At 49.4% G+C, this 19,462-nt stretch carries 18 protein-coding genes; 7 read left to right on the top strand and 11 right to left on the bottom strand.

Annotation, left to right across the window (positions count from 1 at the left end; translation table 11 throughout):
• Positions 1–30: 30 nt before the first annotated feature.
• Complete coding sequence (locus KME12_06000) at positions 31–243, bottom strand: hypothetical protein (GenBank protein ID MBW4487326.1); 213 nt, start codon at positions 241–243, stop codon at positions 31–33.
• A gap of 258 nt (positions 244–501) precedes the next feature.
• On the opposite strand from KME12_06000, the gene KME12_05995 reads away from it, so the two are divergent.
• The 3 genes from KME12_05995 to KME12_05985 are packed head-to-tail and all read left to right on the top strand — an operon-like array spanning position 502 to position 6,132.
• Positions 502–2,262: an ABC transporter ATP-binding protein/permease gene (locus tag KME12_05995; GenBank protein ID MBW4487325.1), complete on the top strand. Its 1,761-nt coding sequence runs from the start codon at positions 502–504 to the stop codon at positions 2,260–2,262.
• Positions 2,259–4,043: an ABC transporter ATP-binding protein/permease gene (locus KME12_05990; GenBank protein ID MBW4487324.1), complete on the top strand. Its 1,785-nt coding sequence runs from the start codon at positions 2,259–2,261 to the stop codon at positions 4,041–4,043. The genes KME12_05995 and KME12_05990 overlap by 4 nt, the downstream gene beginning before the upstream one ends.
• A gap of 55 nt (positions 4,044–4,098) precedes the next feature.
• A complete protein-coding gene (locus tag KME12_05985) occupies positions 4,099–6,132 on the top strand; it encodes a plasmid pRiA4b ORF-3 family protein (GenBank protein ID MBW4487323.1) in 2,034 nt (677 codons plus the stop codon).
• Position 6,133: 1 nt separating this feature from the next.
• On the opposite strand, the gene nudC is transcribed toward KME12_05985, so the two are convergent.
• Positions 6,134–6,952, bottom strand: coding sequence for an NAD(+) diphosphatase (nudC, locus tag KME12_05980; protein MBW4487322.1), 819 nt, complete (start codon positions 6,950–6,952; stop codon positions 6,134–6,136).
• Positions 6,953–7,035: 83 nt separating this feature from the next.
• A complete protein-coding gene (locus tag KME12_05975) occupies positions 7,036–7,683 on the bottom strand; it encodes a VTT domain-containing protein (GenBank protein ID MBW4487321.1) in 648 nt (215 codons plus the stop codon).
• Between the two features lie 204 nt (positions 7,684–7,887).
• On the opposite strand from KME12_05975, the gene KME12_05970 reads away from it, so the two are divergent.
• Positions 7,888–8,112 (top strand): hypothetical protein, encoded by a 225-nt coding sequence (locus KME12_05970; protein MBW4487320.1) that lies wholly within the window; start codon positions 7,888–7,890, stop codon positions 8,110–8,112.
• Between the two features lie 73 nt (positions 8,113–8,185).
• Positions 8,186–8,443, top strand: a complete 258-nt coding sequence (locus KME12_05965; protein MBW4487319.1) for a hypothetical protein — start codon at positions 8,186–8,188, stop codon at positions 8,441–8,443.
• 109 nt (positions 8,444–8,552) lie between these two features.
• Here KME12_05965 and KME12_05960 read toward each other — a convergent pair whose 3' ends face one another.
• From KME12_05960 to KME12_05940, 5 genes are all read right to left on the bottom strand, one after another.
• On the bottom strand, positions 8,553–9,092 hold the full coding sequence (locus KME12_05960) for a hypothetical protein (protein ID MBW4487318.1): 540 nt from the start codon (positions 9,090–9,092) through the stop codon (positions 8,553–8,555).
• A 117-nt stretch (positions 9,093–9,209) separates the two neighbouring features.
• A complete protein-coding gene (locus tag KME12_05955; protein MBW4487317.1) occupies positions 9,210–10,745 on the bottom strand; it encodes a family 1 glycosylhydrolase in 1,536 nt (511 codons plus the stop codon).
• Entirely contained in the window at positions 10,735–11,940 is a 1,206-nt protein-coding gene (locus KME12_05950; GenBank protein MBW4487316.1) for a UDP-N-acetylglucosamine--LPS N-acetylglucosamine transferase, read from the bottom strand. Before KME12_05950 ends, KME12_05955 begins: the two co-directional genes overlap by 11 nt.
• Positions 11,941–12,004: 64 nt before the next feature.
• Positions 12,005–12,541: a DUF393 domain-containing protein gene (locus tag KME12_05945; GenBank protein MBW4487315.1), complete on the bottom strand. Its 537-nt coding sequence runs from the start codon at positions 12,539–12,541 to the stop codon at positions 12,005–12,007.
• 212 nt (positions 12,542–12,753) lie between these two features.
• Positions 12,754–14,070: a 50S ribosome-binding GTPase gene (locus tag KME12_05940; GenBank protein ID MBW4487314.1), complete on the bottom strand. Its 1,317-nt coding sequence runs from the start codon at positions 14,068–14,070 to the stop codon at positions 12,754–12,756.
• A gap of 295 nt (positions 14,071–14,365) precedes the next feature.
• Between KME12_05940 and KME12_05935 the strand changes: the two genes are divergently transcribed.
• Positions 14,366–15,187: a C39 family peptidase gene (locus tag KME12_05935; protein MBW4487313.1), complete on the top strand. Its 822-nt coding sequence runs from the start codon at positions 14,366–14,368 to the stop codon at positions 15,185–15,187.
• Positions 15,188–15,297: 110 nt separating this feature from the next.
• Here KME12_05935 and KME12_05930 read toward each other — a convergent pair whose 3' ends face one another.
• Complete coding sequence (locus KME12_05930; GenBank protein ID MBW4487312.1) at positions 15,298–16,428, bottom strand: alkene reductase; 1,131 nt, start codon at positions 16,426–16,428, stop codon at positions 15,298–15,300.
• A 39-nt stretch (positions 16,429–16,467) separates the two neighbouring features.
• A complete protein-coding gene (trxA, locus tag KME12_05925) occupies positions 16,468–16,830 on the bottom strand; it encodes a thioredoxin (GenBank protein MBW4487311.1) in 363 nt (120 codons plus the stop codon).
• 182 nt (positions 16,831–17,012) lie between these two features.
• Between trxA and KME12_05920 the strand changes: the two genes are divergently transcribed.
• Complete coding sequence (locus KME12_05920) at positions 17,013–17,351, top strand: metalloregulator ArsR/SmtB family transcription factor (protein MBW4487310.1); 339 nt, start codon at positions 17,013–17,015, stop codon at positions 17,349–17,351.
• Positions 17,352–17,356: 5 nt separating this feature from the next.
• Here the strand turns inward: KME12_05920 and KME12_05915 are convergent, their stop codons facing one another.
• Positions 17,357–19,417, bottom strand: coding sequence for a cation:proton antiporter (locus KME12_05915; protein MBW4487309.1), 2,061 nt, complete (start codon positions 19,415–19,417; stop codon positions 17,357–17,359).
• Between the last annotated feature and the right edge of the window lie 45 nt (positions 19,418–19,462).

The raw sequence follows: 19,462 nt of genomic DNA, 5'->3' as shown, positions 1-19,462 counted from the left end.
AGATTGGCGAGTGTGTCAGACTCGTTACACTTAGGCGTGGTGCCCCAAGCTCAGCGACCTGAACACTTGATAAAGCAGAGTGAAAACAATGGGAATGAGGATGGGAATGGCAACAAGCAGACCTTGTTTACCAAAGCGGATTTCTTGACCATCGGCCTTGAGAATGGCAACGACCGCTGCAATGCCCATGACCACCCAGACGAAGCCAAAGACAATAAAGAACGTAAACGGTATATCCTGCATCTTCACTCCCTCCGTTTTTCTGGCTCTTGATCTCTAGGCTAGCTTTAGGTTAGTGGTTTGCCTTCTTCCTGCTGATACGCTAGTTTCTCAACTAGACGATTCTAGCGATAAAAGAGCGATCGCCTTAGCTGAGATTTGGGAAAGAACTGGTAGAAAATCCATCGAATGGTGATTCAGGATTAGGCTAAATCAGCAGAAGATTGCCACATACAATTGCCACGTATAGCAGAGGGAATTTCCTTGGTTCAGTCACCAAACCTGCGAGAAACTTCACCCACACACCCACTCCAGCGAGTCCTGGGCAGTTTAAGCGCTTACCGTTGGACGGCAATCGGAGCGTTGCTCAGCACCTTACTTTTAACCGCTGCCTACGCTGTGACGCCTCAACTGTTTCGCTGGGGCATTGACGCCGGGATTGCCCAGAAAAACTTGCAAGTGGTTCTCTATAGTGCAGGGTGGATGGTGGCAGCCGCGATCGCCAGAGGTTTGTTTAACTTTGGTCAAAGCTTTTGGGCAGAGGCAGCGTCCCAAGGCGTGGCCTACGATCTCCGAAACAACATTTTTAGTAAAATTCAAAACCTCAGTTTTAGCTACCACGACCAATCGCAAACCTCACAACTGCTAACCCGTGTCACTAGCGATATCGAGCAAATTCGCACGTTTTTAAGCACAAGCTTGATGCAGGTCATTAGTGCGATCGTGACATTGGTAAGCGTCGCTGTGATTTTGCTGCTAATGAATTGGCGACTGGCACTGATTACGCTAACTGTGGTGCCAATGGCAGGATGGCTGATGGCCCAATTTCTCAGCAAAACGAGTAGTTTATTTGGGCAGGTACAACAGCAGTTGGGCGACTTGAACGCGGTGTTGCAAGAGAACCTGTTTGGAGTGCGAGTGGTAAAAGCGTTTGTGCGCGAGTCCACCGAAACGGCCCGCTACACAATGCTGAATGATGTTTTGGTCAAGACTAACATGAAGACCATTCGCGCCATTCATGACACGTTCCCTTTTATCTTTTTGCTGAGTAATTTAGTCACCGTTGTAGTGGTGGGTTACGGAGGTGCAGCCGTAATTGGCGGGCGCTTCTCGATCGGCGAACTGGTCGCGTTTAACTCCTACTTGCTCCTAATTCTGCAACCCATTTTGTTAATTGGTTTTGCTGCCCCCGCGATCGCTCAAGCTGCTGCCTCAGCCGAACGAGTCTATGAGGTGGTGGATGCCAAAATTGAGATCCGCGATCGCCCCCATGCCATGTTGTTTGACAGTTGCGTGGGCAGAATCACCTTCGAGCATGTTTTCTTCCGTTATCCCGGAGCTACAACCGAAGCCCTAAAAGGCGTTTCCTTTGAAACCAAACCGAAAGAACTGATCGCTATTTTGGGCATGACGGGTTCTGGCAAAAGCACGATCATGAACCTGCTACCTCGCTTTTATGATGTCACCTCTGGCTCGATCCGGATTGATGGCCGAGACGTGCGAGATTTCACCCTGGAGAGCCTGCGATCGCATATCGGCATTGTCTTTCAGGAAACTACCTTGTTTTCTGGCACTCTCTACAAAAACATTGCGTATGCTAAACCAGACGCGACTCTAGAAGAAGTGATTGAGGTCGCAAAAACAGCTCAAATGCATGACTTTATCACCAGCTTGCCCGATGGTTATGAAACCATTGTGGGAGAACGAGGCGTGGGCTTGTCGGGAGGGCAAAAACAACGCATCGCGATCGCGCGAACCCTCCTCACCGACTACAAAATTCTCATTTTGGATGACAGCACCTCTGCCGTCGATGCCAAAACTGCGGCACAAATTCAAGCAGAACTCGACAACTTGATGCGCCAAAAAGCCTGTACAACTTTTGTGATCGCCCAACGCATTAGTACGGTTCAGAACGCCGATCGGATTCTGCTCATGGATAAAGGGAACCTAGTCGCTCAAGGAACTCATGAGGAGTTGATGCGTAGTAGTCCGCTGTATGGAGCCATCTTAGAGTCGCAGGTAAAACAAAAGGAGAAAGTATGAGAGGTGCAGGGCCAGTTGTGGCAGGAGAGCAGCAAGCGAGCCGTCAGCTTTCGACATTGCAGCGCTTTTTGCAATATCTCCGACCTTATAAAAAAGAAGTTCCGATCGCTCTCCTTTTAGTGGCGCTCGGTGCTGCAACTCAGTCTATAGGCCCTTTCCTGATTGGTTGGTCAATCGACAACCTGATCACCCAAGGAAACCTACCCGGATTGCTGTTGATGTTGGCGTTGCTAGCGTTAATCTATATCCTTGGCATTCAGGCAATTCGTGGCCAGATTTTGCGCGTGGGTTGGATCATGCAGCGATTGTTGGGACAACTGCGGCAGGACATTTTCACCAAAATCCAAAGTCTCCCGGTTAGCTTTTTCGATCGCAGTGAAGCGGGTGACTTGATGAGCCGTTTGCTGAATGATGTCAACACGGTGAATCAAGCCTTTGGACAAACGATCGCTCAAATGCTAGGCAACACATTCAGCTTGTTCGGCATCATCATTGCCATGTTTTTAATCAACTTTAAGCTGGCGCTGTTGAGCAATTTGGCAGTGCCTCTGATGATCTTTACCACCAGTTTCTTTGCGGGTTGGGCTAGAGCCAGGTTTCGCGTCACCCGTCAGACTATCGGCGACCTCTCGGCCAAGCTAGAAGAAGGCATCACCAGCGTCCGAGAAGCGCAAGCTTTCAACCGGGTAGAGCTTAATATTGCCGAGTTTGACTTAGTGAACGCGGCTAACCGAGATGCTAACGTCCAGGCGGTCGCCATCACGGCTGCGTTTCTCCCCTCGATTGATTTTCTCAATACATTGGCAACCGCTGCGGTACTAGCCTATGGCGGTTATCTGGCGGTGACTGGAGCTGCGACAGTGGGGGTAGTGACTGCTTTCTTGTTGTATGTGCAGCAATTCTTTCGCCCTATCCAGATTCTCAGCCAGTTCTATACTCAAGCCCAATCAGCTCTGGCGGGTTTAGAGCGGATCTTTTTGCTACTCGATGAACCCTCTCAACTCCATGATGCTCCTGACGCTACAGAAATGCCATCAATTCAAGGAGAAGTTACTTTTGAGAATGTCTCCTTTGGCTATAGCCCTAATCAATTAGTGCTAAAGGAAGTCAACCTCCGCGCCAAGCCAGGTCAGATGATTGCTTTAGTAGGGCCAACAGGAGCGGGGAAGAGCACAATTATCAACTTGATCCTACGCTTCTATGATGTGACGGGTGGAGCAGTCAAAATTGATGACATTGATATCCGCAGTGTGACCCAAGCTAGTCTGCGTCGGCAGATTGGCATTGTTTTGCAAGACAATATCCTTTTTAGCGGCACTGTAGCAGAAAACATCGCTTTTGGTTCTCCGCACGCGACTCAAGCGGATATTGAAGCGGCTGCTCAACTCGCGAATGTCCATGAATTTGTCACCTCCCTACCCCAGGGATACTCAACTCAACTAGGAGAACGCGGAGCACCTCTCAGTCAAGGTCAACGGCAACTAGTCAGCATCGCTCGCGCCGTCTTGATTAATCCCCGAATTTTGATCCTCGATGAAGCCACCAGCAGCATCGACACCCGTACTGAGGCTCTGGTGCAAGATGCGATCGCCCGTCTCCTCCAAGGCCGCACCAGCTTCGTGATCGCTCACCGCCTTAGCACCGTCACCCAAGCCGATCAGGTGCTAGTGATTCAGCAAGGACAAATTGTAGAATCTGGCACCCATGCCGAACTAATCGCTCAACAAGGAGTTTACGCCAATCTCTATGCTCTTCAACTAGGCGCAGCTACAGTGGCCTAAGTCATATATTGATTCAACCCGCATAATTTAAGTAGCGATCAGGAACGGTGCTGCCATGACGATTGATCTCAACCGCATTGATGCCATTCAAGATTATGACGAGGCGATCGCGGCCTTGGAAGAGTTTGTTGCAGATCTAGCCGAAGAATTCATTGAATCTCCTGAAGGTAAAGCCTATCTGAGTGCTCATCCAGAGATGTCAGAGTATGTTGGCAGTTGGATCAATCAGCTGCTTTACTTTGGCTATGCCTATCGCTCCGTTACCCTGCCGCGCATGACCAAGCAGGATGTGGAAGCAGTTGTGACTGGGCTATTTCCACAAAAGATAACTTTGCCGCACCCAGACGAAGCAGACACCACCATTCCTGAACTACTCGCCTTTTGGCAATTTCTCAAGCGGGCCTATAAACACCGCCATGCGACCCAAATCATCAAGTTTCTAGAGAAAACTCAGCCTAAGTACAAAGACATCATGAACGATCCCAATCGGTTTGGGATGGCGAAATCTTTTGTCTCCGCTGGGATGGCAGCAGGCTTCGATATGACGACTGAAGCAGGACTCAAAGCCTTTCAAGAGCAATACAATCAGCAACTTCAAGAAACTTCCGCTAGCGCTCCTGTGCCCCCTGGGGTGCCCCCTGGTTTAGGCATGCTAATGAGTAACTTAGGTGCAATGCTGGTAGGCTCATCTGCACCAGTCCCCGCAGAATTGCAGGAGCTGCTAGGTGCTTTAGGAGGTGAGTTTTCTGGTAGTGAAGAAGGAGATGCGATCGCCCAAAACTCGACCTCTGGACTTGAGCCAGAATCTCCAGCGAGTTTTCTACAGGAACTTCAAAACAGCATGTGGCAGCAGGTAGCAGAGGAACTACCTCCCCTCTCGGCTGAAACTGTAGCGCTGTTAAACCAACAGCAGATTAGTGACACTGAACCTGGAACGATCCTCCGAGATTTTCAGACCCTACTTGATTTTGTAGGAGAAGCAGGCATTGCGATCAGCGGGACTCAGCATCTATTACCTCAGAAGTCGTTGGCAGAGCTGAATCAGCGTCTGAGTGAACCCGTTCAACTAGACCTCAAGCGTCCTGTACAGAAGTCTTACTCATCCATTCATGGCCTTTACCTGCTGCTCCGCGCGACGGGTTTGGGGCAGGTGGCAGGCAAGGGCAAAAAACGATTTCTCATGCTTGAGCCGACGCTACTGCAATCTTGGCAGAACCTAAATCCGACTGAGCAGTACTTTACGTTACTGGAAGCTTGGTTGATCCGAGGTCATGCAGAGATGCTGGGAGAGAGAAGATCTCATCTAAATGAGGGGACAAAATGTGTGAGATTTTGGCCTGATATTCCTAGCCAAGGCAAGCGATTTAATAGTTATAGTGAGCAGCAAAGGTTAATCTATTATCCCGACCTCCATAATCTTGCGCTCTTCAAAATGTTTGGCATCTTGGAAGTAGAATCGGGCAAGCCAGAGGCTGGCAAAGGTTGGCGAGTTAAGAAAATTAAGCGATCGCCTCTAGGAAATGCCTTGATGAAAGTGGTCGTTCAGGCTTTTATGGCGCATGGCATGGTGTGGGAGTCAGAAACCGATCCAAGCATTCCGTTTGGTGAATTGCAGCCTGATTTTCAACCTTACTTTCCTGAATGGCAAAACACTTTAGCAGCGCCCAAGCTGGAATTTCGTTCGGGGCTACATCTCTTTAAGGTATCCCTCGATAAAATGTGGCGACGCATTGGCATTTCTGGCCAAATGACTCTAGCGGATTTAAGCAGCCTCATTCTCGAATCAGTCGAGTTCGACTCCGATCACTTGGATATGTTCATCTATAAAAACCCTCTAGGGCGCACGATAGAAGTTTCTCATCCCTATGCGGAAAGCTCTCCTGCAACGGATGAGGTACGAATTGGGGATCTTCCCCTAGCTGAAGGTGCCTCAATGACTTATGTTTTTGATTTTGGTGACTGGTGGGAATTTGAGGTGCAGTTAGAAAAAATTCAGTCTGATGACCCTGGAACCGATTATGGGGCAATTCTGGAGCGTCACGGAGAAGCCCCACCCCAATATCCTGATTATGATGAGTGGGAAGAATAGTTTAGGGAGTTGAGATAAACCAGTCGAGCAGTTTGCGGGCAATGCTGGGTTTGGGTGGCACTTTAGGCAAGTTGTGTTTATGAAACCAAGCTGCGTCTGTTAGTTCTTCTAGTTGCACAACGATCTCGCCATTAGCATAAGTAGCCGTGAAGCCAATCATCAAGGAGTTGGGGAAGGGCCAAGGCTGAGAGCCAAAATAACGGATATCTTTGATCTCGATGCCTACTTCTTCCCGCACTTCTCGCGCCACTGTCTCTTCTAGGGATTCTCCCGGTTCTACAAAGCCAGCTAGCACGCTATACATCCCCGGAGGAAAGCGAGGAGCCCGCGCCAGTAATACTTCCTCACCACGCGAGATCAAGACGATCACAGCGGGAGAGAGACGCGGATAACTCGTCAAACCACATTGAGGGCAACGCTTAGCCCGCTCTGTGGAAGTTTGAGTGGTTGGAGTACCACAGCAACCACAATACTGGTGGGTTCGATCCCATTCCATGATCTGGATGGCCCGACTGCTCACCCCATATAAATCTTCGTCTAAAGCACCATATAGCTCACGGAGCCCTCGGACAGCCATATTGTCTGGAATTGCTGACTCAGGAGGCAGTTCTGCGGAGTAGCAGGGTTGACCATCTAGCGTGCCAAGAAACTGGGTTCGTACAGGCACTAAGCCGATCGCTGTCAAGCCAGTGAGATTGGGGATCGTGTGACTACTACCATTGACCTGAACCAACAATTTATTACCCAGAAACGCAAACCACCAAGCAGGGCCAGATTGAACTGCGGGGGCAGCAGTGCTAGGGATAAACGTTCGGTGCATAACAGGATAACGTCACGGCCTCTATCCTATCATTGCGATCGCGATGGCCTAGCTCCACAAACGCCCTACAAACTGGTACAGGACTAGGAATTGGATGAATCGGGTTGTCGCTGCACCACTGCTGTCACAATACCAATGCCAAAGGCCGCCAGGAGAGCAAAGCCTAAAAGTAACTGACTATCTTCGAAGATGCCTGCACCTGCTGCCACCCAAAGGGGTTTAGCGACGAGAATACTGACCACTAAAGCCAGCAAGTAACTGTGCCAGCGCACTTGAGTCAAGCCAACCCCATAAGCGGCAAAATCAAACAACCCAGTCATGAGAAAACCTGTCATCAGGAAAAAGTTACGTTCTAAATGGCGTTGAGCCAAGCGATCGACTTTCTCCATAAATTGCTGACCGACAAAGCGCTCCACCAAGCTGCGGCCATAGCGACGGGCAATGTAAAAGTTGAAGGTACAGGAAGCCAAATCTGCCAAGGCCACAATCAGCAGCCCTTCAGCAAATCCAAACAGTCCACCTGCCAAAATGGCGTAGGCCGTTCCCGGTAGCACGGGCAGGATAATGCTGGTAAAGCGGAGCGCAAATACGATCGCAGGTGCCCAAATCCCGAACTGATCAACCTGCTGCCGAATCCGCTCAATTCCCACTTGGTTGAGAAACGCGATCGCTAAAACAATCAAACCTCCGATTAGCATCCAGCGCAGCAGGCTCATCCAGTTGTATTTCATCCGCCGTTCCTTTCTCAGACTTTATATGGTGGCACGAAAAGGCACCCCATCAGATTGAGAGCGCGATCGCTGAGATTAACCCGTTAGACAGTTTATGAGAAAAACAGAGCGGGCTATGTTGATTTGTGACATCTGAAACAGAAAGTCAACGCGAAATCAGAAATCATGGTAATTATAAAGAAAAGCTTAAAGGGTGGAGGAAACATGATTACTCCCAAAATGATGCGTCAACTCTGGACTTTAGTAGACACGACCCAGGTCAGCACTCTACTCCAGTTCGACGACTCTGCTTTAGCACAACTACTTCTTAAGCAGTTTACAGCCGAGCAACCCATTGATGCTCAAGCAGCGCACTGCCTTAATACTTATATTCAAGAAAAATTACCTTTGATTCGCGATACCGCTGAAAGTCGGCTCTGTGTTCGATAAAGCTACCATTACCTCTACTACAGCCGCATCGTTCACCATTCTGCCAACTTTCGGATTTCATCCGAACATATTTATGCATTCCTGGTTCGGCATCGCCTTAGTAGCGTATTTGATCGGAGCCGCGATCGAAGGAATTAGTACTGCCAACCAGCTCTCCCAATTGGTTCCAGAACTCTTAAAAGGCACAGAAGATAAGCCAACAGAGTCCCCTGAATCAGCGGGAGAAGTTTTACAAGTTTTTTTAGTCATTACCGCTGTTAGCGTGGGTGGAGCCTTTTTCTGGCCCTGTCGCTTACTGCACCGCTCTTTTAAGGAACAGCGCAACAACTAAGCTAATTTTTAATTAAAGTTAAGACTCAAATAAAATTCAGCAGCGAATGGCGAGAAATTGCTCAGGCCCACCATTCGCTAGAGGTTTCGCTAGAAGTTACTGCCTGCTTTTACTTGCGATCGGCAGCAGCTTGGCGAGAAATTGCTACAAACGCGGCAAATGGATATTCCGTCAAAACGGGGCCTTCAGGAATAAACCGAGACTTAAAATTCGCTTTTTGGCCCAAACCTTGTAAAGAGGCGATCGCAACGGGAGCCTTCAATTTCTCCAGTTCTTCTACTTCCCAATAAATCGCCCAAGTTGGTCTGTCGCCTGTAGTAGATTGAGGACGAAACACCGATTTGCCTGGGTAACGACCATTGCGCGAAGGCAGATGTCTAATGTAGCGGGCGCGCCACCAGACTTCAGGATTTAATGGCTTGTCGCCTTGAGCATCGGAAGCATAAATTAATACTTCGACCGCGCGTTCTTTCCGAAGTTCATCCGCTTTCCGAAAAACTTCAAAGGCCATACTACCAAAAGCTACCTTGGGCAACCCTTGGCTAGTCACTTCATCTAAGTTGAGTTGAGCAGCGATCGCTTCTAGTCCAGAAAGTAGGTGAATTTCTGGGACAGGAGCAAGAATCGCGAACGTGCGTATCGTCTCCATTCATGCATTCTTCTAAGCTTCCTTAAGCATTCTAGGCTGTCTTGAGCCTTCCCAGGAGACTTTCCCAAGGCTTTCGTTTTTTTCTAGATACAAAGCAGCTTCCCGCGAATTCGACTTTTAACGGGGCGATCGCGCCTGCTGCATTTCAGCCTGAATTTCTTGGATGAGTTGGGCATAGGTTTCCGAAGGGCGATCGCCTAAGTGGTCTTCTTCGAGGCGATCGCTGCCATGCGCAAAGTCGATAGTAAACAAACCAAAGCGGGGAGTATAGGAACCCCACTCATAGTTGTCAGTCAGCGACCAGTGCATATAGCCAATCATCGGCACAGACTCCTTCAACAATCGTTGAACCTGCTGGAGATGGGCTTTGAGGAATTCACTGCGACGAAGTTGATCGGTGCGATGGGTGGCTACACTGTTATCTGGTCTCCGTCGCAATGCCATGCCATTTTCGGCAATCATCATGGGGCGGTTGCCCAAATCTTCCGAATAATATTTACAGAAGAAATGCAGACCTTCGGGTAAGCTGCGCCAATCCCACCACTTGCTGGTGATACCACTCATGAGCCAAGCTCGGAACCCTTTGGTTTTAAACTCAAAATCTGAGAAGGCGGGCAGACGAAAAATATGAGCAATAAACGGGTCGTAGTAATCGATCGCCAGATAGTCAATTACTTGAGGACGAGGAGAAAGTTCTAATTCCTGTAAAAAGAGATCGAGCTTCTCAATGTTAAATAGCCGATAACCCAGGCGATTGACGCTCCAATGAGTGAGTCGTCCGAGTTGATAAGGTAGATTGTGCTGAAAAGGTAACTTTGCCCCTATTAGAGCTGCTTCTAGCTGATCCGCTTTATCGTGAATGTACTCTTTGACATCTCTCGGCTTGACATCATGTTGTCGCAGATCCAAGAGATCCCAAATTACCTTTTCCGACCAATAGAGATCGCTGCAATAGGTATTGAGAGTGACTCGTGGCGTGATCCATCCTGCCGCCATATAAATGTCATGGATACAGTTATAAGCTCGGACATGGGCCGCCAACATGTAGTTATAAGCTTCTAGTACGATACCCGAACCCATTGCGGCATCTGAGGGGAACTGCCGACTGAGATAGGTATTGGAAACTAGAATATTCGGTTCATTGATCGTGATATACCAATGAATCGGTGGCAACTGATAGTGATCGACTAAGCGCCGATTGATATGGGTGACGCTCACCCGGACATATTCGACAAAACAATCAACGGTAGCCTCATTTAGCCAAGCATCTATCCCTAACCAGGCAGGATGGGTGAAATGATGCAACGTCACGACTGGTTCTAAGCCATACCGCCGACAAGCGGCAATGCGGTCAGCATAAGCATCTAGAGCGCTGTCGTCAAAGGCTGGAGGAGAACTGGCGTGGCGATCGCTAGAGGGCTGAATTCGCGCCCATTCCAAGCCCAAGCGGAAGGAGTTTAGCCCAATATTTTGGCAGCGTTGAAAATCTTCTTCATAGCGAGTCCAAAACTCTGTAGCCCCACCTGTGGACATCACACTCCCCTTCGACTCACCCCAGGCCCAGTTATTCTGAGGTTCTCCAGGGCGGTTATATCCTCCTTCACTTTGGTATCCAGAGGTGGCAACTCCCCATAAAAAAGATTCAGGTGGCATCGTTGAGCTGTTCTGCATAAGGTTCTACATTCGAGTTTTTAGGGGGATGGTCTTTAGGAACCGAGTCCGATTGCCAATTGTCTAAGACATATTCAGCAATGTTAAAAGCAGCACCAGGTTGACCGATTTCTAAGGCTGCTTGTCGCATTTCTGCCAGTCGTTCGGGATGCTGTAGCAAATACTGCACGGCTGGCGTCACCATCTCTAAAAGCCGTAGTTGCACTCCTGCACCCGCCGCTGCAATCACATCGGCATTTTGCTCCTCTTGACCAGGAATGGGATCAACAATCACCATAGGCGTGCCTCGCGCCAAAATTTCACTGGTGATCAGCCCTCCCGCTTTGGTAATTGTCAGGTCACTGGCTACGATCAAATCATCTACGTGATCAATCATGCCCAGCTTTCGCAGCTTAGTCGTATCGTGATCCTCCAAATCTGCCACCGCTTCTAACAAATCACCATTACGTCCTGCGACTAACACCACCATGCTCGCCCCAGAGTACTCCACTAGACTTGAAACCATTGTCCGGACTCGTCTGGGATTTAGGCCACCCCCAAAAAGTGTAACAACCGCACCGTCAAGAGGTAGATCATGCTGCGATCGCACTGCCACTTTAGTCTTAGGTTTCGTACTCTCTAAGTGAATCGGAATCCCAGTCACATGCAGCAATTTCGGGTCAACCCCGCGCTGAACTAAAAAACTGGCGCTTAAATCGTTGGGCAGAAAGTAGCCGTTGACGCCATAGTTGATCCAAGTGCTATGCGCGATCGTATCCGTGACAACGACGTATTGTGGTTTAGAGACTTCATCTTCTTGATCCAACAGTTGCAACAAGCGGCTAGGAATTTGCTGCACACAAACCACAACATCCGGATCAGCTTGTTTAATAAAACGCCCCAGTTTGCGAAAGAAGGGACGCTCTAAGCGAGCCCAAGTGAGATTGCTGTCAATGGCTCGTTCCAGATCATCCACATCACTGCCTTCGTAAAAGGCTTTGTAGAGCAATGGCACTTTCTCGCTCAGTTGCTCATAAATCTGCGTAATCGCGTTGCGGTAAACAGAACTGGCATAGGTGAGGGCGTCTTCACTGAGCACTTCCACGTCAGGAAAGTGAGCAAACGCATCCTTCAGAGCTGTGGCAGCGCTAACATGCCCTGATCCTAAAGAAGAATACAAAATTAAAATTCGGGTCATGGGGGCTTACTTTAGGCTTAGTTAACTAACGTGAGTTGCCTGATGCATCTGTCGTAAACCTCAGTTAAACATCATCGTTAGCCAATTGACAGCGTCCTTGAGGCTGGCATTCCAGTCGCTGCTGCCGTTGTGTCGCGATCGCTGCTAAATTGGGTCGCCCCGTCAGAGCAAGCCGCCAGTCTGCCCACCAGTCATACAACCAATCGACCACAGGGCCAACGACAGGCCACTTGGTTGCGGCATAGATCCAGCCCATCCCCAGAATTTCATAAACCCGACGAAACACTTCCACATTCTTGATCACGGTGCCATCCGCTAGCACTGCATGAATGCGCCCCATCGCAGTTTCAAAATCCACTCCTCCATTCACTGCTGGGTCGTAGTCATCTGCTGCAATGTCTACAAACGCTACCAGACCTCGTCCTGCATCACGTTGAGTCAAAAAATTAACTTCACGCAAGCACAAAGGGCATTCACCGTCATACAACAATTTAATTTGCCAAAATTGTGCCGCACCTACAGTTTTATCTTCAGACAGGGTTTTATCTTCAGACAGCGGCAGTTGCGTAGGTGAGGCGTTTTCATAGGAGTTTACAGACATAACGGTTTTAGGTGACGAGTGCTTAAGTGAGCAGAGTATAGGTTTACTTCATATTTTAAGAAAATTAACAATTAAAGGGGCGGAAAATTGCAGCAAGACCCGGTTGATTATTTGTCCGACATGAGGAGGATGACTGTAGCGGTAGGTTCTGGGCTTGCCCTCACCCATTTTTGCCCTCACTCATTAATGGCGGATACAAGACCTACCTCTACTCAAGATTTAATTCCCTTAAAGCGCTCTTGAGCGGATTTGAAGGCTTCTTGCATGACCGCTTGGATCTTCTGGGGATCAGGCGTTTTGCCGCCCATCAAGTCTCCAAAGTAAACACAAGCTCCTTCACCCAACGCCCAGGTGTAAGCCGCTGCCCAAGATGCAGCGATCACGCTCCCAAAGCCAGGGATAAACTTGACTAGTTCTCGTCCGATCGCTTGGGCTACAAAACCACCCGCGATCGCACTGACCACACCGCCAGCCTGGGATGGGGTAAGCGTTTGGCCGTAAAGTTTACCCAGCGAACCAACCAGCGATACCTGTAGAGCAGTCAAGACGGGCATCGTAGCAAAGGGTAGCGGGACAGCAGCTAAGGTGGCAGCAACGACCGAGAAGGCCAACAGATAGCGACGACTGACATCGCGGTAGAGATTGCCGATTTTCTCCCCAGCCCCTTGCTCCAAGAGTTGATGAATCGCTTGGGCTTCTGCTTCCGGCAGTAGGTCTGCTAAGGCATCGCGGAACGCTTCCAAACCGTAAAATACTGGATGATAGTCATCTTCTTCAAGCGTGAAGTCGATTAATACGGCGCGATCGCATAAGTCTGCAAAAGCTTGCTGCAAAGCGGTAAAAGCGCGATTCACTTCCTCGTAGGCGGGGGGATATATCGGGTGATCAGCGGTACCGGAGGGATACAACTCATGCAAGCAAGTCACTGCGAGTAAGCAAGGAATTTCGGGATAGCGTTTACGAAGCTGCTGAGCAATTTGGCGCAACGTATCGGTCGCAAAATCGTTAATCTTGACCGTAAGAATCAACACTCTGGCACATTGGGTTTGCTGTTGCAGATCCCCAATGAGTTCCTGAATTACCAACTGCGTCTCTCGGTTCACATCACCCAGCCCGACCGTATCGGTAAAAATCAGCAGCGGTACATCGTTGGAAGGATAAGCATAGCGCTCGGTATGTTGCGTGTGGGGCCGAAATCCTTGACCCACAATCTCGGCGGACACCCCCGTCAAGCCCCGGACGATTGAACTTTTACCAGATTGAGGTTTGCCAATTAGTAGCGCTTCCGTGGTAGGCAGTTCTGAGCGCACCTTCGCCAAAATCTCAGCCACTTGTGCTTCGCTGACGTTGAACCAGCCCGTGGTTAGTTGGCCTGCCTGATCGACTGGTAGGAGTTTGTTGAGGCGAGTAGTGGCCTGATTCCAAGCTCCTGAAATCCGCCGCTGCCAAGCTTCTTTACCCGATTCTGGGGGTGTGTTTGGCACCGATGGCTGAGGGGATTGAGAATCTGCGTCAGGGGGTTGGGTCATGGCATCAACACAGCAGCTAAGGGCGACTTGGCTGAAGTTTAAGGTACTTGGTGGAGATAAACTCTTAAGATTGTCCAACTTAGGAGCCAACTATAGCCATTTTAGCGAAGTCCGCAGCTAGTCCCTTGTATTAGAAGTTAGGCATTAGGAAGTTAGGCATTAGAAGTTAGGCATTAGAAGTTAGGCATTAGGAGTTAGAGATTGGAGGTTTAGACGTAACCTCTGCCTGAGGCACCGTCCTCGCTCTCTAACGTCAAACTGTAATTATCCCCTTGAGTTGATCTTCAATGACATTATGAAAATCAAAGTTCTTCGCAATACGACTTTTAAGAAATCAACGGCTGACTCTACTAAGCTACCTGAATCAGACAAAGTTCAAGTAGAAGCAGGCAAAATATTTGAGATTCACTCTTGGAAGGCAATCGATAAAAATCATCTCAAGGTGGCACTCCTCAAAGATTTTCTCGGCAATCCCCCACAAAATACCTGGCATGTTTACACGCCTCATGCCCAACTGATCAACAACCAAAACCAAGTCACAACAGCCACCCCCCAAAGGCCCAGGATTTCTCTACCCCTGCCTGCGCGCCGTCTACCAGAACGCAAAATCCTGAATGTCCCGCACAAAAGCCAGTTAGATAATGCCTTAAACCCAACTGGCGCTTGTAATGTTACCTCCTACGCAATGGTGATGGCCTACTTGCAGATTAAAGGGCAGACAGGTGTGGGGCAGTTGGAGGATGAACTATATCGCTACATGGAGCGCAACCGCCTATCACGCTGGGAACCGTTGGATTTGGCGAAGATGGGTCGCGCTTATGGCTTAAAAGTAGATTTCACCACTCAAGCTCGCCTATCCGATATTCGCAAGGCGATCGCGGAAGGGAAACCTTGTATTATTCATGGTTACTTCACTAGCTTCGGCCACATTATGGTAGTTCGCGGTTATGATGCCAACGGCTTCTTTGTCAACGATCCTTATGGAGAGTGGTTTGCATCGGGCTACAGAAACGATTTATCCGGTCAAAATCTTCACTATTCCAATCAGTTAATTCAAAGCAAATGTTCACCAGAAGGCCCAAACTTTATTTGGCTCCATCGGCTCGCTAAAGCTTGAATGCTGCAATACATTCTGGAATACATAAAAAGCGATCGCCCGTTGTGAAAGCAGGCGATCGCATGAAGTAAGTTAAGTTCCTAAAAGTACCAACTGCGCTCAAGGCAAGCTTAAGCGCTCTGGAGAGATAAAGCAGGATAATCGATATATCCTCGCTCATCTCCGCCATAGAAGGTAGAGCGCTCGGCAGGATTGAGCGGAGCATTGATGGCAAAGCGTTCTGGCAGATCCGGGTTCGCAATGAACAGCCTACCGTAAGCGACTAAATCTGCTTCTCCGTTGGCTAGCACCGCATTTCCGCTCTCGCGATCGTGGCCTCCCGCCGCAATGAGTGTGCCTTTGAAGATCGGGCGGAAGTAGCCTGTGGTTAAGCGAGAGGCAGGGGTGTCAGCGGTAAAGTTTTCGTCAGCTCTGGGTTCCACAATATGTAGATAAGCCAAATTAAACTGGTTTAAAGCTTGAGCCGCATAGGTAAACGTTGCTACAGGATCAGAGTCAGACATGCTGTTGAAGGAACCGCTGGGAGCCAGACGAACTCCGACACGCCCCCCGTTCCGGGAGGCTTCGCCAACGCCGCCCCACACACCCACCACGGCTGCGGTAACTTCTAACAAAAACCTAGCTCGGTTTTCAATGGAGCCGCCATATTCATCTGTGCGGTGGTTAGTCCCATCTCGCAAAAACTGATCGATCAGGTAACCGTTGGCCGCGTGAATCTCTACTCCATCAAACCCAGCCTCTAAAGCATTTTGCGCCCCCTGACGGTATTGCTCTACAATCTCAGGAATTTCATGGGTTTCTAGAGCGCGAGGAGTGACAAAGGGTTTCATGCCTTCATAGGTAGAAGCTTGCCCTGTGGGTGCGATCGCGGAAGGAGCCACAGGCAAAGCGCCGTCTGGTTGTAGAGCAGGATGGGAGATCCGTCCTACATGCCAAAGTTGTAAGAAGATCCGCCCTCCCTTCGCATGGACAGCATCAGTGATCAGCCGCCAGCCTGCTACTTGTTCTGGTGAGTAAATACCAGGGGTACTAGGATATCCCAAGCCTTGGGGTGACACTTGGCTGGCTTCAGTGATGATCAAACCTGCGGAAGCTCGTTGAGCATAGTAAGTCGCATTTAAGGCTCTAGGCACATCACCTGCTCCCGCCCGATTCCGAGTCAGAGGAGCCATCACCAAGCGATTCGGCAGTTCGTAAGGACCGAGCTTTACCGAAGAGAGGAGATCAACATTGGCACTCATGAACAAAATCTCCCTGAGACTCCATTGAAATAAACTAAGTTAGGCAGCGGAATGAGAGGTGCGATCGCGGTGTAACAAAGCGTTGAGCTTATCTGCCAAGACTTGCTTGCGAACCACTCCACTCACCTGGTCAACCGCATGACCATCTTGGAACAGAATGAGGGTAGGGATAGCACTGATGTTGTATTGCGTGGCAAGCTGCTCGTAATCGTCCACATTGAGCTTGGCCACCTTTGCCTGCCCCTCAAAGTCTGCGGCTACTTCTTCCACGATGGGGCTGAGCATGCGGCAAGGCCCACACCAAGGAGCCCAAAAATCTACCAACACCGGAACGGAACTAGCAAGCACTTCGCTTTCAAAGTTTGTGTCGGTCAGCTTGATCGATTGATAATGATCTGACATGGCCTTACGCCTCCAGTTGGTTGTTGCAATTCAAGTAGTTAAACAACCATTTAACTAAATAATAGACAACCTTTTCTCAATAGTCAAGTACTTGTTCAAGTATTTGAGCAAGTGCTTTTACACCTTAAAATGGAAGTAGAATCTATTAGCACTGGAAAGGGATTACACCCCTGCGATCGCCCATGCTCAACTCCAATCTCGATTCCTCCCTCAGCTCTGTTGCCTTGCTGAAATTAGACTCGGAACAACGCGCTAAAATCTTTGCGGCCCTTAGCGATCCCACCCGCTTACGGATTGTAGAATTGCTAGCCCAGTCCCAAGAAATGAGCGGCTCAGAACTCGCCAACTACCTAGAAATTAGCTTGGCGTTGTTCTGCCACCACTCCAAAACTCTGGTTGATTGCGGCCTCGTTCAAGTTAGAAAAGAAGGACAAACCAAATACAGCTCGCTCAATCGCTGCCTACTCGCCAACTGTTTAGCCAGCATCAAGGGGCTGTCTGATGCCAACAGCTCTAACTAAAGGCATCACGTTTGGGGCTCTCCCAACAGGATCAGAGAACAATTCAAAGATTGCACAATTTTTGTTGTCACCTCACTCACCGCTAATCCTCCGGCAGTTCGGTAGCGCACCGTATGCAGCATGACTAAATCAACCGCTTCCGCTGCTTCCAACACTGCTCCGACGATATCACTACTCTGAACAGTTTGAGTAATGGTTCCAACCTTCAAACTATGGCTGGTGGCGACCTCGGATAGTCGTGTGGAAAATTTAGTGGATTGGGCAGTCGAACTCTGAGGATTACTGACATGGAACAGGGTGACAACAGCTTGGTTTGTGTCAGCCAAAACTTGAGCCAATCGAATGGTGCGTAAGGTTGCAGGCGTCAAATCGTTGACCAGCACCAGAATGTTTTTAATCGAGGCAGGACTCATAAGTAACCGCGTCACAGCAACCGGACAGTGAGCGGAACAAATGACATTATCAATCACATTGCCAAAGAGTCGCGCCCGAAATCCGGTGGTACGAGACCAGCCCATGACAATTAAATTAGCATTTTGTTCTCGGCTCTCTCGACTAATGCCGATCGCCACATCATCATCAATCCGAATCGTCGCTTGAGTTTCTACGTTCAGCTCTTGCCCTAGAGCGATCGCCCCTTGCAGTCGTTTATGATTGCGATCCAAGAGAGATTCTAACCGAGGGTGATCCATGTAAACAGGAGCTTTGACGATCGCCATCGGCACAATCCGCCCTAACTCATGCCGTGCTAACATTGCTGCCATTTCAATCAGAAATTGCTGAGTTCTGGGGTTATAAGTCGGAACCACCACAGTAAAGGGCGTATCAGCTTCCGGGTTGTGTGGAGTTGGCGAATCTACAAGCCACGACGCCGATACCGTATCGAGATCAGTAGACGGAGTTGAGATCTGGGGAGCAAATCGCGCCGTAATCAGCGGCCCTAACACAGAAGTGACCACCATCAGCACAATGACACTATTGAGCACCCCTTCCCCAATCAGCCGTTCTCCTGCGGCATTGACCGTTTGATACCCTACCAACGTAGCGGCCAACGTAGCAGCCACTTGCGGTAGAGATAACGACCACATAGTCATCAGTTCTGGGAGATTGTAGCGATAGGCCCATTTGGCTAAGAGGGCCGCGACGAACTTACTGCCAATCAGCGCACTCACAAGAGCCAGGGTGAACCAAAGAGCACTCAAGGTTTTGAGAAAGGCGGGTAGATTGATCAGTAGCCCCATATCGATAAAGAAGCAGGGGATAAACAACACGCCGCCGACAAATTCCACCTTTTCTTTCACGGGGCTGTTGCCCAAGACATCATTGACCGCCAGCCCTGCCAGAAATGCCCCAACAATTTGCTCGATGCCAATTACCTGTGCGCCCACAGAGGCTAAAAACAGCGCCAGCAAAATGAATAAAAACTGATTGCCTTCTGCATCCCCAGAACGCCGAAAAAATTCCCTGCCTGCCCAGTCTAAGCCCACCAAAACCACCACGGAATAGAGGGCTACCCCAATCAATAGCGTGGCAAAGCCAGATGCAGTAAAGGCTCCTGTATGAATTCCCACACAAACGGCTAAAACTAGCAGGGCTGCTGTGTCGGTAATAATGGTGGCTCCGATCGTCACCATAACCGATTCATTCCCTACGACTCCTAAACGGCTGACAATCGGATAAGCCAATAGAGTATGGGATGCCAACAGTGATCCTATGAGCAAAGAGGCATTCCACCCAAAGCCAAAGAGCCGCCCGAGGGCAATGCCTGTGACCAGTGGGACGATAAAGGTGAAGAACCCAAATCCTAAAGAGCGATCGCGGGTCTTGCGAAACTGTTTGAGATCAATTTCCAGACCTGCCACAAACATCAAATAGACTTTGCCAATGCCCGATAGCAGTTGCATGGTTTCAGATTCGTGATCTAACCAGTGCAACCCACTCTGCCCCAGCACCACGCCAGCAATTAATAAACCGACTAGCCCAGGCAGACGCAACCGCTCAAACAGGGACGGCACGATCAGAATAACCGTCAGCAGAATGGTAAACGTAAGAATTGGACTTTGCATATGTCAGCCAATGTATTGGGGTACGCAGAAATGGGACTACTGACA

The organism is Trichocoleus desertorum ATA4-8-CV12, assembly GCA_019358975.1.
GTDB classification, from domain to species: domain Bacteria; phylum Cyanobacteriota; class Cyanobacteriia; order FACHB-46; family FACHB-46; genus Trichocoleus; species Trichocoleus desertorum_A.
Note: the sequence above shows the minus strand (reverse complement) of the source record. Positions and strands in the feature narration are given on the sequence as shown.

Coding starts and splice junctions, on each gene's coding strand:
- KME12_05940 (MBW4487314.1), bottom strand. CDS start 14,070: ATGACCCAACCCCCTGACGCAGATTCTCAATCCCCTCAGCCATCGGTG.
- KME12_05920 (MBW4487310.1), top strand. CDS start 17,013: ATGCTCAACTCCAATCTCGATTCCTCCCTCAGCTCTGTTGCCTTGCTG.
- KME12_05975 (MBW4487321.1), bottom strand. CDS start 7,683: ATGAAATACAACTGGATGAGCCTGCTGCGCTGGATGCTAATCGGAGGT.
- KME12_05985 (MBW4487323.1), top strand. CDS start 4,099: ATGACGATTGATCTCAACCGCATTGATGCCATTCAAGATTATGACGAG.
- KME12_05935 (MBW4487313.1), top strand. CDS start 14,366: ATGAAAATCAAAGTTCTTCGCAATACGACTTTTAAGAAATCAACGGCT.
- trxA (MBW4487311.1), bottom strand. CDS start 16,830: ATGTCAGATCATTATCAATCGATCAAGCTGACCGACACAAACTTTGAA.
- KME12_05930 (MBW4487312.1), bottom strand. CDS start 16,428: ATGAGTGCCAATGTTGATCTCCTCTCTTCGGTAAAGCTCGGTCCTTAC.
- KME12_05945 (MBW4487315.1), bottom strand. CDS start 12,541: ATGTCTGTAAACTCCTATGAAAACGCCTCACCTACGCAACTGCCGCTG.
- KME12_05955 (MBW4487317.1), bottom strand. CDS start 10,745: ATGCCACCTGAATCTTTTTTATGGGGAGTTGCCACCTCTGGATACCAA.
- KME12_05960 (MBW4487318.1), bottom strand. CDS start 9,092: ATGGAGACGATACGCACGTTCGCGATTCTTGCTCCTGTCCCAGAAATT.
- KME12_05950 (MBW4487316.1), bottom strand. CDS start 11,940: ATGACCCGAATTTTAATTTTGTATTCTTCTTTAGGATCAGGGCATGTT.
- KME12_05990 (MBW4487324.1), top strand. CDS start 2,259: ATGAGAGGTGCAGGGCCAGTTGTGGCAGGAGAGCAGCAAGCGAGCCGT.
- nudC (MBW4487322.1), bottom strand. CDS start 6,952: ATGCACCGAACGTTTATCCCTAGCACTGCTGCCCCCGCAGTTCAATCT.
- KME12_05970 (MBW4487320.1), top strand. CDS start 7,888: ATGATTACTCCCAAAATGATGCGTCAACTCTGGACTTTAGTAGACACG.
- KME12_06000 (MBW4487326.1), bottom strand. CDS start 243: ATGCAGGATATACCGTTTACGTTCTTTATTGTCTTTGGCTTCGTCTGG.
- KME12_05915 (MBW4487309.1), bottom strand. CDS start 19,417: ATGCAAAGTCCAATTCTTACGTTTACCATTCTGCTGACGGTTATTCTG.
- KME12_05965 (MBW4487319.1), top strand. CDS start 8,186: ATGCATTCCTGGTTCGGCATCGCCTTAGTAGCGTATTTGATCGGAGCC.